Annotated in this window: 12 protein-coding genes; 6 read left to right on the top strand and 6 right to left on the bottom strand. The window is 73.6% G+C overall.

All coding sequences use genetic code 11. The annotated features are described in order from the left end of the window. Positions 1 to 52 precede the first annotated feature (52 nt). On the top strand, positions 53 to 1024 hold the full coding sequence (locus C6W10_RS12210) for an NAD-dependent protein deacetylase (protein ID WP_107258164.1): 972 nt from the start codon (positions 53 to 55) through the stop codon (positions 1022 to 1024). Here the strand turns inward: C6W10_RS12210 and C6W10_RS12205 are convergent. The 4 genes from C6W10_RS12205 to C6W10_RS12190 form a co-directional block, all read right to left on the bottom strand. After that, complete coding sequence (locus C6W10_RS12205) at positions 934 to 1536, bottom strand: GNAT family N-acetyltransferase (RefSeq protein ID WP_107258163.1); 603 nt, start codon at positions 1534 to 1536, stop codon at positions 934 to 936. The genes C6W10_RS12210 and C6W10_RS12205 overlap by 91 nt on opposite strands. Positions 1537 to 1615: 79 nt before the next feature. Continuing rightward, positions 1616 to 2539 carry a DMT family transporter gene (locus C6W10_RS12200; RefSeq protein WP_107258162.1) on the bottom strand — a complete coding sequence of 308 codons (924 nt, stop codon included), beginning with the start codon at positions 2537 to 2539 and terminating at the stop codon, positions 1616 to 1618. 250 nt (positions 2540 to 2789) lie between these two features. Next, complete coding sequence (locus C6W10_RS12195) at positions 2790 to 3080, bottom strand: iron-sulfur cluster assembly accessory protein (protein ID WP_101370005.1); 291 nt, start codon at positions 3078 to 3080, stop codon at positions 2790 to 2792. A 325-nt stretch (positions 3081 to 3405) separates the two neighbouring features. Then, the gene (locus tag C6W10_RS12190) at positions 3406 to 4491 is read right to left on the bottom strand and encodes an NAD(P)-binding domain-containing protein (RefSeq protein WP_107263886.1); all 1086 of its coding nucleotides are present in this window, start codon (positions 4489 to 4491) and stop codon (positions 3406 to 3408) included. Between the two features lie 82 nt (positions 4492 to 4573). Between C6W10_RS12190 and C6W10_RS12185 the strand changes: the two genes are divergently transcribed. From C6W10_RS12185 to C6W10_RS12165, 5 genes are all read left to right on the top strand, one after another. Next, the gene (locus C6W10_RS12185) at positions 4574 to 5878 is read left to right on the top strand and encodes a phospholipase D-like domain-containing protein (protein ID WP_234361722.1); all 1305 of its coding nucleotides are present in this window, start codon (positions 4574 to 4576) and stop codon (positions 5876 to 5878) included. A 106-nt stretch (positions 5879 to 5984) separates the two neighbouring features. Continuing rightward, a complete protein-coding gene (aceB, locus tag C6W10_RS12180; RefSeq protein ID WP_107258161.1) occupies positions 5985 to 7565 on the top strand; it encodes a malate synthase A in 1581 nt (526 codons plus the stop codon). A gap of 49 nt (positions 7566 to 7614) precedes the next feature. Then, a complete protein-coding gene (locus tag C6W10_RS12175) occupies positions 7615 to 9081 on the top strand; it encodes an FAD-linked oxidase C-terminal domain-containing protein (RefSeq protein ID WP_107258160.1) in 1467 nt (488 codons plus the stop codon). Between the two features lie 3 nt (positions 9082 to 9084). Continuing rightward, positions 9085 to 10407: an FAD-binding oxidoreductase gene (locus C6W10_RS12170; protein WP_234361721.1), complete on the top strand. Its 1323-nt coding sequence runs from the start codon at positions 9085 to 9087 to the stop codon at positions 10405 to 10407. After that, positions 10407 to 11915: a (Fe-S)-binding protein gene (locus C6W10_RS12165; RefSeq protein WP_159104558.1), complete on the top strand. Its 1509-nt coding sequence runs from the start codon at positions 10407 to 10409 to the stop codon at positions 11913 to 11915. Before C6W10_RS12170 ends, C6W10_RS12165 begins: the two co-directional genes overlap by 1 nt. 263 nt (positions 11916 to 12178) lie before the next feature. Here C6W10_RS12165 and C6W10_RS12160 read toward each other — a convergent pair whose 3' ends face one another. Both C6W10_RS12160 and C6W10_RS12155 read right to left on the bottom strand, forming a co-directional pair. Further along, a complete protein-coding gene (locus C6W10_RS12160; protein ID WP_107258159.1) occupies positions 12179 to 14113 on the bottom strand; it encodes a hypothetical protein in 1935 nt (644 codons plus the stop codon). Positions 14114 to 14363: 250 nt separating this feature from the next. Then, positions 14364 to 14999, bottom strand: a complete 636-nt coding sequence (locus C6W10_RS12155) for a pyridoxamine 5'-phosphate oxidase family protein (protein ID WP_107258158.1) — start codon at positions 14997 to 14999, stop codon at positions 14364 to 14366. Positions 15000 to 15036: the final 37 nt, after the last annotated feature.

Raw genomic sequence — 15036 nt, 5'->3', positions numbered from 1 at the left:
ACGTCCGGGGCACCCGTTAGCCGCGGCGGCACGGTCGAGGCAGCATGGAGGGGTGCAGAACCGCAGCGCCGAACGCTACGCCCTACTGGCGCGACTCCTGGCCGGCGGCGACGTCGTGGTGCTCAGCGGCGCCGGCCTGTCGACCGACTCCGGCATCCCGGACTACCGGGGGCCGAGCGGGGCGCTGCGCCGGCACACCCCGATGACGTACCAGACCTTCGTCGGCGACTCGCTGGCCCGGCGCCGGTACTGGGCGCGCAGCCACCTCGGCTGGCGGACGATCGCCCGGGCCGCGCCGAACGCCGGGCACCGGGCGGTCGCCGAACTCGATCGGCGCGGGCTGCTGGCCGGCATCCTCACCCAGAACGTCGACGGCCTGCACCAGGCGGGCGGGGCCCGCTCCGTGGTCGAACTGCACGGCAGCCTGGCCCGGGTGACCTGCCTGGGCTGTGGCGAGAACACCGACCGCGAGACGCTGGACCAGCGGCTGCGGGCCGCCAACCCCCGGTTCGCGGCCCGCGCCGACACCGTCAACCCCGACGGTGACGTCGAGCTGCCGGACGAACTGGTCGAGGGCTTCCGGACCGTCGACTGCCAGGCGTGCCCCGGCGGCATGCTCAAGCCGGACGTGGTCTTCTTCGGCGAGTCCGTGCCACCGGACCGGGTCCGGACCTGCTTCGACCTGGTCGAGCGGGCCCGGCTGCTGCTGGTGCTCGGCTCCTCCCTGACGGTGATGTCCGGGCGCCGGTTCGTGATCCGGGCGGCGAAGCGCGACATCCCGGTGGTGATCGTCAACCAGGGACCGACCCGGGGCGACGACTACGCCGAGCTGACCGTCGACGCGCCGCTCGGTGAGGTGCTGCCGGAGTTGGTCCGGCTGGCCGGCCCGGCCCGCGTCACCGCTGCGGCGGGCGCGACCCCGCACCGCACCGGTCAGCCGCGTCCCGGCACCGTCCCGGGCGGGGAGGAGCCGGGTCGCACCGGGTCGGCCCCGCTCAGCGGTGCCGGCACCGTCAGCCGGTAACCCCGCATCCGGTACGGCCCGATGCGCGGATCGTCCGGCCGGCGGCAGCCGTCGTCCAGCCAGCCGTTGCGGGCGTAGAAGCGGCGGGCCCGCTCGTTGAAGTCCCAGACGAAGAGCCGGGCCGAGACGACCCCGGCCGCCCGCCACCGGTCGACGCAGCGGCCGAGCAGCCGCCCGGCGATCCCCCGACCCCACAGCTCGGGATCGACGTGGATCTTGTAGAGCTCGTCGGTCGTACCGGGGGACGGGTCCGGATGCGAGACCGGACCGGCGAGGGTGAAGCCGACCACCCGATCGCCGCGCACCGCGCAGCAGCCGTCGACCTCCGGCGCGGCGAGCATCGCGGCGTAGTAGCTGTCCCGGCGACCCCGCAGCACCGCCGCCGACGCGGCCAGCTCCGTCTCGGGGCGGACCGCCCGCTGGTACGCGGCACGGCTGCGCAGGTGCAGCTCCAGCACCGCGTCGGTGTCGGCCGGCGTGGCGGGGCGAAGCTCGATCGGCGGCTCGGTCATCCGGCGTCCCCCTCCCCCGTCCCCTGCCCGGCGAGATCCCGGAGCGGGGACGGGGGCGGTGGACGTCCGGTCCGCGACTCTACGCCGCCGCGACCGGTGACCGGGCGGCCAGCACCACGGCCGTGCCGAGCAGCGCCGCGCCGAGCAGCCCGGCCGGGCCGAGCCGGTCCCCGAGCAGCAGCGCGGCGAGCAGCGCACCGACCAGCGGTTCCAGCAGTGCCAACAGGGCCGCGGTGCCGGGCCGGACGGTACGCAGCCCCCGGAAGTAGAGCAGGTACGCCACCGCGGTCGGCCCGGTGCCCAGCGCGATCAGCAGTCCGAGGGCGGCGGGACCGGGCTGGAAGCCGAGCCCCACCGTGCCGGCGGCCAGTGGTGCCACCAGCAGCCCGCCGAGGGTGAAGCCGTACCCGGTGCCGGCGAGTTCGTCGAGTCCCGGTACCGGCCTGGCGCCGACCAGGGTGATCGCGGCGAACCCGGCGGCGGAGACCAGCGCGAGCAGCGCGCTGGAGAGGACCGCGAGTGCCCCGAAGCCACCGGCCGGCAGCCCGACCAGCAGCACCAGCCCGGCCACCGCGAGCCCGCAGGTGGCGGCGGTCTCCCGGTCGACCCGCCGCCGGCCGGTGACCGCCTCGGCGGCGAGCACCAGCAGCGGTGCGGCGCCGATGGTGACCAGGGTGGCGAGGCTGACCGAGGTCAGCGACACCGCGCCGAAGTAACAGACCTGGTAGAGCGCGGCCAGTACCCCGAAGACGGCGACCCGGGTCCAGGCCGCCCGACCGCGCGGCGGGCGACGTCCGGTGAGGGTGAGGAAGGCGACGATCAGGGTCCCGCCGACGGCGAGCCGGTATCCGGCGACCGCGACCGGGGAGAGCCCGGTGTGCTGACCCAGCAGGCTGCCGGTGATGCCACCGGTGCCCCAGAGCGTGCCGGAGATGACCAGAAACCACAGGCCGGTATTGGACCGGCGACGCACGGCGACGAGCGGTGCGGAAGAGGTGTGCATGAGGGTTCGCGCTCCTGCGACGAGAGGGAAAGTGGTCGCGGAAGCGGGGCGAGCCCAGGATCACCCGAGAACGGACAGCGCATCGGCCGGTTCGGCACGATGCGCTGGGGTTGTCGCCCCGCTCAGGAGCGCGGGGGCGGGGTGATGGGGAAGCAACGATGCACGGGTGGACTGTACCGGACCGGGACCGGGCCTCCCGCCGTCGATCCCAGCCGGCGGGAGGCCCGACCCGTGGGTCGCGGTGCCGACGTCAGGTCGTCGGACCCTGCTCCGCGAAGCCGAACTGCACCGCGCCCTGCGCGTCGACGGCGGCGTCCAGGGCCTTGTCGTCGAGGATCTGCGCGGCCTGCGGGTCGAGGAAGACCCGGGCTCCGTCGCTGTCCACCACCTGGTCGCCCTGGGCGGGGCTCTCCGCCAGGGTGAGGTTGAGCGAGCCGGCGGAGAGGTCGCTGGCGATGCGCAGGCCGGCGCCCTCCGGCACCTCCTGCTGCGCGGTCAGGTCGCGGATCACGAGTACGGCGTTCTCGGTCATGGTGAGCATGCGGACTCCTCGTGGATTTTCGTGAGCTCGGCCCGTGCACCCGTCCGGCGGGCGTGCCCCGGGCACCCGCGTGCGGCCAACTGGGCCTTGCGACGCGGCGGCCATCGGTCATGTAGCCAGCCCGTTCGTCTGGTCCACACCCTGCGGCGGACCGGGCTGACGCCTGGGTACGGCCGGTGCACGTCGCGCCGAGCCCCAGCCCGGGGCGACAGGCCGTACTTGCCCTACGTTGCCGCTTCCAACCCGATTCGTCAAATGCGGTGAGCCGTCCGGCGGGGCGTGTTAGGGGGTCCCCGGCACCGGTCAGGCGGGACGTTTCAGCAGGTCAGCGCGGTGTTCCGGCGGGGGTCGACGCGCGGTCGAGCAGTTGCCGGATCTCCCGTACGGCGCTGCGGCCGGCCCGGTTCGCCCCGATGGTGCTCGCCGACGGTCCGTACCCGATCAGGTGCACCCGGTCGTCGGCGACCACCCGCGTCCCGTCCATCACGATTCCGCCGCCCGGCCCGCGCAGTTTCAGCGGGGCGAGATGGTCGAGTACGGCCCGGAAGCCGGTGCACCAGAGGATGACGTCGGCGGCGAAGCTGCTGCCGTCGGGCCAGACGACGCCGTCCGGGGTGATCCGGGCGAACATCGGCAGCCGGTGCAGCAGGCCCCGCGCCCGCATCCGGCGCAGTTGCTCCGTCCACACCAGACCAGTGGCCGCGACGACGCTGGCCGGCGGCAGCCCGGCGCGGACCCGGGCGTCGACCCGGGCCACGGCGGCGCGGCCCCATTCCGGGGTGTACTCGCCGTCGAGGATCACCGGCGGCCGGCGGGTGACCCAGCGGGTCTCGGCGGCGACCGTGGCGACCTCGTCGAGCAGTTGGAGGGCGGAGGTGCCGCCGCCGACCACCACCACCCGGCGGCCGGCGAACTCGGCCGGTCCCCGGTAGTCGGCGGTGTGCAACTGCCGGCCGGCGAAGGATTCCTGGCCGGGGTAGTACGGCCAGAACGGGCGCCGCCAGGTGCCGGTCGCGTTGACCAGTGCCCGGGTGCGCCACCGCCCGGCGTCGGTGTGCACGTCGAGCCGGCCGTCGTCCCGGTCGTGCACCGCGGTCACGTTCACCGGGCGGTGCACCGGAAGGCCGAACTCCCGCTCGTACGCGGCGAAGTAGCCGGCGACCACCTCGGCGGCCGGCCGGTCCGGGTCGACGTCGCCGAGCGGCCGGCCGGGCAGGTCGTGCACGCCGTGTACGGCGGACATCCGCAGCGTCGGCCAGCGGTCCCGCCAGGCGCCGCCCGGTCCGGCGCCGCCGTCGAGCAGCACGTAGCCGGTCTCCGGCGCGAATCCGCTCCGGCCGAGGAAGTAGCCGGCGGAGAGTCCCGCCTGCCCGGCCCCGATCACCACCACGTCCACGTCGCGCCCGCTCATCTTCGGCACAACGGTGCCGGGCAACGGATCCGTACCGGGAACGGAGGTTCCGTCGGTCACAATCTGGTGCCATCATCTAGCCATGCGGATACGTAAATTTTCGCCACGGTTGGCGGCTCGGTCGGCACTCGTCTTCATCGTCGCCGCCGGCACGCTCCCGGTGCTGGGCGCCGGACCGGCCAGCGCCGCCGAGCCGGACCCGACGATGAACGACGCCGTCTTCAACCGGCCGACCGGCTCGGCCGCCCAGCAGAACGCGATCTTCATGCAGCTCGCCCGGATCATCGACCGGGTACCGGCCGGCGGCGAGATCCAGATGTCCTGGTTCGGCTTCGGCGTCACCGACGTCACCGACTCGGAGACCACCCCCGACCTGCCCGGACGCCTGCTCAACGCGCACCGGCGCGGGGTCCGGGTCAAAATCATCCTCGACCACGAGCAGGTGAGCCAGCGGCCGTACCAGCGGCTGCTGCCGGTGCTCGGCAGCAACGACACCGCCGGGTCGTACATCGTGCACTGCGCCGACAAGTTCCCGAGCGCCGACCGGGGCTGCATCGGCACCCGGCGGATCGACTACACCGACTCGTCGGTCACCGCCTACAACCACAACAAGTTCCTGACCGCGTCGAGCATCGTGCTCAACAACGGTTCCACGGTGTCCAACGTGGTCTTCCAGGGCTCGGCGAACCTCGGCTGGTGGGACGCGAACGAGGCGTACAACAACGGGCTCACCTTCAGCGACGCCACGACGTACCAGGCGTACCGGCAGTACTTCGCGGACCTGCGGTCGTACCGCTACAACTCGGCCGGGAACAACAACTACTACTGGGGCACCCCGACCGGCACCACGTACCGGGCGTACTTCTTCCCCCGGCGGGAGCGCTCCGGGCAGCCGGTCAGCGACCCGGCCACCGACACCATCGTCAGCGTCCTCGACTCGGTCGCCTCCTGCTCCTACGACGACAACGGCACCCGCCGGCAGACCGACGTACGGGTCAACATGTTCTCGTTCAACCGACCCGAGGTGGCCAAGAAGCTCACCGCGCTGCGCAACGCCGGCTGCTGGGTCGACGTCGTCTACAACGAGGCCAACGCCGGGGTGCTGAGCGCGCTCGGCAGCAACGTCCAGCTCACCCAGTGCAACTACAACGTCGGGCCGGGCCGGGACATCCGGACACACAACAAATACATGATCATCGACGGCGCGTACGACGACGACATCGTGCCCCGGGTCTTCACCGGCAGCCACAACTACAACGTCTCCGCGCTCCGCCAGGCCGACGAGGCGATGCTGCGGGTGATGGGCCGGGGCATCCACGACGACTACCTCAGCGACTTCTGGCACGTCCGGGACACCTGCCGGGCCAACGGCGGCGCGATCCGCTGAGCCGGTACGCCGCCGCGATCCCCGTGATCCGGCAGCGGTCGGGCCGGGCCGGAACGCCCGGAGCGCCGTAGGCTGATCACGGGGATCACCTAGGAGGAGGACAGCGATGAAGCTGCCGCAGGGCGTCCAGGTCACCGGACCGATGAACGACCGCTACCAGGAGATACTCACTGGCGAGGCGCTCGACTTCGTCGCCCGGCTGCACCGGTCGTTCGACGGCCGCCGCCGGGAACTGCTGGCCCGCCGCGACGAGCGGGCGGCGGCGCTGGCGGCGGGCGGCACCCTCGACTTCCTGCCCGAGACCGCCGACATCCGGGCCGGCGACTGGCGGGTCGCCGAGCCGGCACCCGGGCTGGTCGACCGGCGGGTCGAGATCACCGGGCCGACCGACGCCAAGATGACCATCAACGCCCTCAACTCCGGGGCGAAGGTCTGGCTCGCCGACCACGAGGACGCCAACACCCCGCTCTGGCAGAACGTGATCGAGGGGCAGCTCAACCTTCGGGACGCGATCGCCCGCAAGCTGGAACTGCACACCCCGGAGGGGAAGCACTACCGGCTGCGCGACGGCGAGCTGGCCACCATCGTGGTCCGGCCGCGCGGCTGGCACCTGCCGGAGAAGCACATCCTGGTCGACGGCGAGCGCACCTCCGGCAGCCTGGTCGACTTCGGCCTCTACTTCTTCCACTGCGCCCGGCCGCAGCTCGACGCCGGCAGCGGCCCCTACTTCTACCTGCCCAAACTGGAGAGCCACCTGGAGGCGCGGCTCTGGAACGACGTCTTCGCCGCCGCCCAGGAGTGGCTCGGCATCCCGCACGGCACGATCCGGGCCACCGTGCTGATCGAGACCTTCCCGGCCGCCTTCGAGATGGACGAGATCCTCTACGAGCTGCGCGAGCACTCGGCCGGGCTGAACGCCGGCCGCTGGGACTACATGTTCAGCGTGATCAAGAAGTTCCGTACCCGGAGCGCCGACTTCCTGCTGCCGGACCGGAACGCGGTGACGATGACCGCGCCGTTCATGCGGGCGTACACCGAACTGCTGGTCCGGACCTGTCACCGGCGCGGCGCGCACGCCATCGGCGGGATGGCCGCCTTCATCCCCAGCCGGCGCGACCCGCAGGTCAACGAGACCGCGCTGGCCAAGGTCCGCGACGACAAGACCCGGGAGGCGAACGACGGCTTCGACGGCTCCTGGGTCGCCCACCCCGACCTGGTGCCGATCTGCCGCGAGGTCTTCGACCGGGTGCTCGGCGACCGGCCGCACCAGCTCGACCGCACCCGCGAGGAGGTACGGGTCAGCGCCGCCGACCTGCTCGACGTGGCGGCCACCCCCGGCGCGCCGACCGAGGCGGGACTGCGCAACGACATCAGCGTCGGCATCCAATATTTGGCGAGCTGGCTGGCCGGCTCGGGAGCGGTCGCCATCTTCAACCTGATGGAGGACGCGGCGACCGCCGAGATCTCCCGCTCCCAGGTCTGGCAGTGGCTGCACAACGACGTCACGCTGGAGGGCGGTGCCCGGGTCACCCGGGAGCTGGTCGAACGGATCGCCGACGAGGAGATCGCCAAGCTCGGCGACGACCCCGGCCGGTACGCCGAGGCACGTGCCCTGTTCATGGAGGTCGCCGTGGCGGACGAGTTCGTCGACTTCCTCACCCTGCCCGCGTACGAGCGGATGCCGTGACCGGAAACGAACGGATGCCCTGACCGGGGCGGAGACCGGAGGTCGACGGATGGCCCGAGCCGAGATCGAGAGGGTGGCCGTCGAACTGCGTGCCGTCCTCGGTGAGCAGCAGGTGATCGACGACCGGGCCCGGCTGCGGACCTACGAGTGCGACGGGCTCGCCCAGTATCGCGTGGTGCCGGCGCTGGTGGTGCTGCCCCGGACCGCCCAGGAATGCGCCCAGGTGGTCCGGGCCTGTGTGGCCGCGCGGGTGCCGTTCGTGGCCCGGGGCTCCGGCACCGGGCTCTCCGGCGGTGCCCTGCCGCACGCCGACGGGGTGCTGATCGTCACCTCCCAACTGCGCGCCATCCGGGAGGTGTCGCCGGCCGACGAACGGGCCGTGGTCGAGCCGGGCGTGATCAACCTGGCGGTCACCCGGGCCGCCACCCCGTACGGCTACTACTACGCCCCCGACCCGTCCAGCCAGCAGATCTGCTCGATCGGCGGGAACGTGGCGGAGAACTCCGGCGGGGCACACTGCCTGAAGTACGGCTTCACCACGAACCACGTACTCGGACTACAGGTGGTCACCCCGGACGGCGACCTCGTCCGGCTCGGCGGGGCGGCACCGGACAACCCCGGTTACGACCTCGTCGGCGCCTTCGTCGGCTCGGAGGGCACCCTCGGGATCGCCACCGAGGTCACCGTACGGCTGGTCCGGCTGCCGGAGTCGGTGCGTACCCTGCTCGCCGCCTTCGCCAGCACCGACGCCGCCGGGGCGGCGACCTCGGCGATCATCGCCGCCGGGGTGGTGCCGGCGGCGGTGGAGATGATGGACGCGCTCGCCATCGAGGCGGCCGAGGCGGCGGTGCACTGCGGCTACCCGGCCGGTGCGGGCGCGGTGCTGATCGTCGAGCTGGACGGCCCGGCCGCCGAGGTCGAGGCGCAGTTCGCCGAGGTGACGCGGCTCTGCCGGGCCAACGCCGCGTTCGAGATCCGGATCGCCGCCGACGACGCCGAGCGGGCACTCTTCTGGAAGGGTCGCAAGTCGGCCTTCGCCGCCGTCGGCCGGATCAGCCCGGACTACATCGTGCAGGACGGGGTGATCCCGCGTACCGCCCTGCCGGAGGTGCTGCGCCGGATCGGCGAACTCGCCGCCGAACGCGGCATCCGGGTGGCGAACGTCTTCCACGCCGGGGACGGCAACCTGCATCCGCTGGTCCTCTTCGACGACGCGGTCGACGGGCAGGCCGAACGGGCCGAGGAACTCTCCGGCGCCATCCTCGACCTCTGCGTCACGTACGGCGGGTCGATCACCGGGGAGCACGGCGTCGGGATGGACAAGGCGAAGTACCTGCCCCGGATGTACACCGACGACGACCTGGACACCATGCAGTTGCTGCGCTGCGCCTTCGACCCGCGCTCGCTGGCCAACCCCGGCAAGATCTTCCCCACTCCCCGGCTCTGCGGCGAGGTGCCCGGCCGGCGCAGGGGGGCGCACCCGCTCCAGGAGGCCGGTCTCGCGGAGGTGTTCTGACCCATGCCCCAGCAGCTCGACACCACGGCCAGCGAGATGGACACGCTCCGGGCCGCGATCGCCGAAGCCGTCGACGACGAGCCGGTTGCCGGCGGCGCGGGCTTCGAGGTGGTCCGGCCGGCCGGGCCGGCGGACGCGGTCGGCGGGGTACCCGCGCGGATCGTCGCGGCGCCCGGATCGACCGCGCAGGCGGCGGCGCTGCTGCGGGCCGCCGCCGGCCTCGGGCTCAGCGTGGTCTTCCGGGGCGCCGGCAGCAGGTCGGACTGGGGCAACCCGCCGCGCAGCCTCGACCTGCTGGTGCAGACCCGTCGGCTCACCGGCGTGGTCGAGCACGCCGCCGGTGACCTGATCGTGGTGGTCCGGGCCGGCACCCCGCTGACCGAACTCCGCGACGCGCTCGCCCCGGCCGGTCAGCAGCTCGGGCTCGACGACCCGAGCGGCGGCGCCAGCGTCGGCGGGATGGTCGCGGTGAACGGCAGCGGGCCGCGCCGGATGCTCTACGGCACCGTCCGGGACCTGCTGATCGGGGTCACCCTGGTCCGCGCCGACGGGGTGGTGGCGCACGCCGGGGGCAAGGTGGTGAAGAACGTCGCCGGCTACGACCTGGGCAAGCTCGTCACCGGGGCGTACGGCACCCTCGGCCTGGTCACCGAGTGCGTGTTCCGGCTGCACCCGGTGCCGGCCGCCCGGGCGTACCTCCGCTGCCGCACGCCCGGCGCCGGGGCGCCCGCCGTCGAGCGGGTCCGCCGGCTGCTCGGCACCGTGCTCGGGGCCCAACTGGTGCCGAGCGCCCTGGAGGTCGACGCGCCACCCGACGGCGGTTACGAGACGGTGCTGCTGTTGGAGGGAACCCCCGCCGGGGTGGCCGGCCGGGCCGAGGCCGCCGCCCGGCTGCTCGGCGCCGAAGCGGTACCCGAGACGGAGCCGCCGCCCTGGTGGTCGCGGTATCCGTGGCAGCCCGGCGACACCGGGCTCAAGCTCACGGCGGTGCTCTCCGGGGTACCCGACCTGCTGGCCGCGGCTCGGGCGACGGCCGACCGGCACGACGTGCCGATCGGGGTACGCGGCTCGGCCGGCACCGGGGTGCTCTACGCCGGACTGCCGGCGGAGGCCCGACCGGAGCGGGTGGCCCGGGTCGTCGAGGAGCTGCGCGGCGCGGCCACCGAGGCCGGCGGACACGCCGTGGTGCTGACCGCGCCGGACCCGGTCCGGGCCCGGGTCGACCTCTGGGGCCCGGTGGAGGGACTGGAGCTGATGCGCCGGGTCAAGCAGCGGTTCGATCCCGACGCGCGGCTCGCGCCCGGACGCTTCGTGGGAGGAATCTGATGCCGTCACCCGACCCGCTCCCGCCCGGCGCGCCGTCGCCCGAGCCGCTCGCATCCGACCCGCCGTCGCCCGAGCCGCTCGCTTCCGACCCGCTTCCGCCCGGCCCGCCGTCGCCCGGCGGTACTCGGCCGGCCAGCGCGCCCCGGGACGTCCTCGGGCTGCTCGGGCCGACCTCCGGCGAGCCGGCCTTCGACGCGCACCGGCCACCCCCGGCCGACCTCGTCGCCGACTGTGTGCACTGTGGATTCTGCCTGCCCACCTGCCCCACGTACGTGTTGTGGGGCGAGGAGATGGACTCGCCCCGGGGGCGGATCCACCTGATGCGGCAGGGCCTGGAGGGCGAACCGCTGGGCGAGGCGATGGTGGGGCACTTCGACGCCTGCCTCGGCTGCATGGCCTGCGTCACGGCCTGCCCCTCGGGGGTACGCTACGACACCCTGATCGAGCGCACCCGGCAGCAGGTGGAGCGCCGGCACCGCCGGCCGGTCCGGGAACGGGCGCTCCGGGCGGCGGTCTTCGCACTCTTCCCGTACCCGAAGCGGCTGCGGTTGCTGCGCGGGCCGCTGCGGGCGTACCAGGCCAGCGGGTTGCGCGCCCTGGTGGCCGGGAGCGGGCTGCTGCCCCGGCTGGCGCCGACGCTGGCCGCCCTGGAGTCGTTGGCTCCCCGGCTGACCCGGGCACCCAAGCCCCCGGACCGGGTGCCCGCGTACGGGCGACGCCGGGCGGTGGTGGGAATGCTGACCGGGTGCGTGCAGAGCGCCTTCTTCCCCGGCGTGAACGCGGCCACCGCCCGGGTGCTGGCCGCCGAGGGCTGCGAGGTGGTGCTCAATCCCGGCCGGCAGGGCTGCTGCGGCGCGTTGAGTGTGCACAATGGACGCGAGGAGGAGGCGCGCCGGTTCGCCCGGGACCTGATCGACGCCTTCGCCGACACCGGCATCGACTACTTCGTGGTCAACGCGGCCGGCTGCGGCTCGTCGCTGAAGGAGTACGGCGACCTGCTCGCCGACGACCCGGCGTACGCGCGGCGGGCCGCCGGGTTCGCCGCCCGGGTACGCGACCTCTCCGAACTCCTCGTCGAACTCGGCCCGGTCGCCCGCCGGCACCCGTTGCCGGTCAGCGTCGCCTATCACGACGCCTGCCATCTGGGGCACGCCCAGGGGATCCGCAGTCAGCCCCGGGAGCTGCTCCGGGCGATCCCCGAGCTGGAGTTGCGGGAGATCGCCGACCCGGAGCTGTGCTGCGGCTCGGCCGGGGTGTGGAACATCCTCAACCCGGAGCCGGCGGCCCGGCTCGGCGAGCGCAAGGCCCGGGACGTACTCGACACCGGGGCGCGGCTGCTGGTGACCGCCAACCCGGGCTGCCTGATGCAGATCACCGCCGCGCTCCCCCGGGTGGGCGGCGCGACCTCAGCCCGATCCGGCGGAGGCGCCGGGATCGCCCTGGCGCACACGGCGCAGGTGCTGGACGCCTCCATCCGGCGGCTCCCGGTCGAGCGGCTGCTGAACTGAGCTGACCCCGGCCGCACCGGCCCAGGTCGGACGGCGCGGCCCCCAGGCCGCCGTGCGGTTACGGCTCGCCAGGCCGCCGTGCGGTTACGGCTTCCGGGCCGCCGTGCGGTTACGGCTTCCAGGCCGCCGTGCGGTTACGGCTTCCGGGCCGCCGTGCGGTTACGGCTTTCGGGCCGCCGTGCGGTTGCGGCGGGGTGGCGTGCCGATGCGTCCTCCTCGGCCCGGCGGATCTGCCGGCCCCGCCGGACGGAGCGGCGCGTCGGTCAGCTCGACCGGGGCGGTACCGGGTCGACGACCCGGGCGACCCGGCGCAGTCCCCGGGCCGCGAAGCGCCGCCCCCGGGCCGCTGTCCCGGCGAGGATCCGGGACGGGGCGGACTGTGGCGGCACCGGCGACCGCAGTACCCGGTCGGCGCTCTGCTCGCCGTTCACCTCGGCGAGATAGTCCGCGAAGACGGCCCGCCAGAGCACCCGGTGCATCAGCCGCTCGTCACCCGGCCCGCCCCGCCCGGCGACCAGCCGGTGCCAGGCGGCGGCGACGGCGGCCGGCCGGTGCGCGTCGGCCCAGGACTCCTGATCGGCCACCACCGCGGTGATGAGGTCCCGGTCCGGGGCGGTGCCGAGCCGTGGCGCGTAGACCGGCGGCACCAGGCCGGGCGGACGGGCATAATACGGCTCGCCCCGCCACTGTGGAATGAGCCGCTCGGTGACCGCCCGGTGCAACGCGTTGTCGCGCCGCTGCGACGGGGTGATCCCGAAGGCCGCCCGGACGAACTCGGGAACCAGCAACGGGATGATGGTGCCGGTCCGGTCGGCGGCGGTCCCCCACCGGCGGACCCGCTCCGACACGAGGAAATAGTCGAGGACCTTGGCGTCGCTCAGCCCGGCGGTGAACGCCGCCGCCAGGGTGCGGTGCAGCTGTGCCGTCGAGGTGGCCCGGGCCGCGGCCGAGAGCCCCGACTTGCGGACCACCCGGCCCGCCAGCCGGTCGGTGAAGGCGTCGAGCCGGTCCGGGTACGCCAGCCGGGAGATCTCGACGTGGTCCGGTGGGTAGTAGTGGCCGTGTGCGATCCCTCCGGCGGCGCCGCTGACGGTGAGGTAGCTCGCCGGAACGAACCGGCTCGGCGCGGCCGACGGCAGGTAGCTCTCCGGCCGGAGTCCCTCCTGCACCCGGTGCCAGGCCAGCACGTTCGGCAGTACCGGGGCGGTCATCGCCAGGCCGTGGGTCTGGGCCGGGCCGCCCGGCTTCGGACGGTCGATCCGGTGGCTGACCCGCCTGGCCAGCTCGCCCGGCAGTACCGCGACGAGCCGTTCCGCGACGTCGGCCTCGCCCGGCTCGGCGGCGTTGGTGTGGAACTGCACCTCCAGGCCGGCGGTGAGCGCCGCCGCCGCGCACAGCCGGGAGTCGCGGCCGCCGCTGAGTCCGATGTTCACCTTGCCCGACCAGAGCGGGTCGAGTGCGAGCATCGCACCGCGCAACGCCTCCGCCACCTCGTCGACCCGGTCGGCCGAGAGCGCGTCGCCGCCGCCGTCCGCCGCCCAGGTCGCGAGCGCGTCGATCCGGCTCCGGACCGGGGCCGATCCGGTCGCGTCGTAGTCGATGGTCGTCCCGCCCGGTACGGCGAAGACGTTGCTGAACGGCGTCCGGTCGCCCTGGAACCAGCCGGTGGCCGCGAAGGTGCGCCAGCCGTCCCGGTCCGGCTCGGCGCGTATCCCGGCGAACCGGCACGCGGCGGCCGGCCGGTTGGACCAGACCCAGCCGCCGGGGAAGCGGAGTTGGTAGAGCCGGCCGAGCCCGACCGCGTCGGTGTGCAGCCGCAGCCGGCCCTGTCCGGGGGCCAGTGACGCCAGCACGAACGGTGCGGCCAGCTCCAGCACGGAGCGCGGACGGTCGGCCAGCGCCCTGGCCAGCGGCACCGCCGCCCGCTCCGCCGGGACGCCGCCGACCACCCGTCGGTGGTCGACCGGCAGGTAGAGCGTGGCGACCGCCAGGTCCGGCTCCTGCTGCCAGGCGGGCCAGCGCCACGGTGACGGCGCCACGTCCCAGATGTGCAGCCCGAGCCGACCGACGTCCATGCCGCAGCGGCGCGTTCCCTCGGGCCAGATCGTCGCGTAGTGGCCGGTCATCCGGTCGATTCTGGACGGCAGATCGGCCGCCGCCTCGTCGCGATCGAATGCGTAGGCCAGGAGTAGCTGCACGAAGAGGCTCCCACAAGACGAGATCGCCGCGACTCGGAACAGCGCGGTGATGGCCCGCCATCATTACACGCGGCGACCACTGTGGAGGGGCCGTCCGGACATTCATCCCAATTTCAGGATCCGAACCGCGAGATCAATTATCGTTCGCCCACTCGGACGGAATGGGAAAAGCGCGGAAAATTGCTCCGGACCGCCGGGGTGGGATCTTCCGGTACCGTTCCCGGGACCGATCGTCCGCCGGAGGTACGGGTCAGCCCTGGTAGAGCTGGCGGGCGTACTCGGGGCCGAAGTAGCGCTCCAGTTCCTCCAGCGACTGCTCGGTCCGCTGGACCCGCTTGATGATCTGCGGCTGGGGCGGCAGCGCCTCCGGGTGCCAGCTCTCCGGATGCCACAGTAACGACCGCATGAACGCCCTGGCACAGTGGAAGAAGATCTGTTCGATCTCGACCACCAGCGCCAGGATCGGACGGTGCCCCTTGACGATCATCTGGTCGAAGAACGGCGCCTCCCGGACCAGCCGGGCCCGGCCGTTGATCCGCAGCGTCTCGCCCCGGCCGGGAATCAGATAGACCAGTCCGACGTGCGGGTTCGCCAGGATGTTGCGGAAACCGTCCGCGCGCCGGTTTCCCGGGCGTTCCGGAATGGCGATCGTGGTGTCGTCGAGCACCAGGGTGAAGCCGGGCGGGTCGCCCTTGGGCGAGACGTCGCAGTTGCCGGCGGGGTCGGCCGTGGCCACCAGGCAGAACGGCGAGGCGGCGAGCCACTCGCGGTCGATCTCGTGCAGTCGTACCCGCTCCTTGGTCACCGCCAGGGGTTTCGGCTCGCCGAGCAGCTCGCGCAGCTCCGCCTCGGACGTGATCTCGACCAGACCGGCCGGTGCGACCATCTCGACCTCCCCGTCAGATGCCGCCCTCCAAGCTACG

It is taken from the genome of Plantactinospora sp. BB1, from assembly GCF_003030385.1.
GTDB lineage: Bacteria > Actinomycetota > Actinomycetes > Mycobacteriales > Micromonosporaceae > Plantactinospora.
This window is presented reverse-complemented; position numbering and strand designations above follow the sequence as displayed.

Excerpts from the sequence above, each read along its gene's own strand:
- C6W10_RS12205 (WP_107258163.1), bottom strand. The coding sequence starts at position 1,536 with ATGACCGAGCCGCCGATCGAGCTTCGCCCCGCCACGCCGGCCGACACC.
- C6W10_RS12200 (WP_107258162.1), bottom strand. The coding sequence starts at position 2,539 with ATGCACACCTCTTCCGCACCGCTCGTCGCCGTGCGTCGCCGGTCCAAT.
- C6W10_RS12195 (WP_101370005.1), bottom strand. The coding sequence starts at position 3,080 with ATGCTCACCATGACCGAGAACGCCGTACTCGTGATCCGCGACCTGACC.
- C6W10_RS12190 (WP_107263886.1), bottom strand. The coding sequence starts at position 4,491 with ATGAGCGGGCGCGACGTGGACGTGGTGGTGATCGGGGCCGGGCAGGCG.
- C6W10_RS12185 (WP_234361722.1), top strand. The coding sequence starts at position 4,574 with ATGCGGATACGTAAATTTTCGCCACGGTTGGCGGCTCGGTCGGCACTC.
- aceB (WP_107258161.1), top strand. The coding sequence starts at position 5,985 with ATGAAGCTGCCGCAGGGCGTCCAGGTCACCGGACCGATGAACGACCGC.
- C6W10_RS12175 (WP_107258160.1), top strand. The coding sequence starts at position 7,615 with ATGGCCCGAGCCGAGATCGAGAGGGTGGCCGTCGAACTGCGTGCCGTC.
- C6W10_RS12170 (WP_234361721.1), top strand. The coding sequence starts at position 9,085 with ATGCCCCAGCAGCTCGACACCACGGCCAGCGAGATGGACACGCTCCGG.
- C6W10_RS12165 (WP_159104558.1), top strand. The coding sequence starts at position 10,407 with ATGCCGTCACCCGACCCGCTCCCGCCCGGCGCGCCGTCGCCCGAGCCG.
- C6W10_RS12155 (WP_107258158.1), bottom strand. The coding sequence starts at position 14,999 with ATGGTCGCACCGGCCGGTCTGGTCGAGATCACGTCCGAGGCGGAGCTG.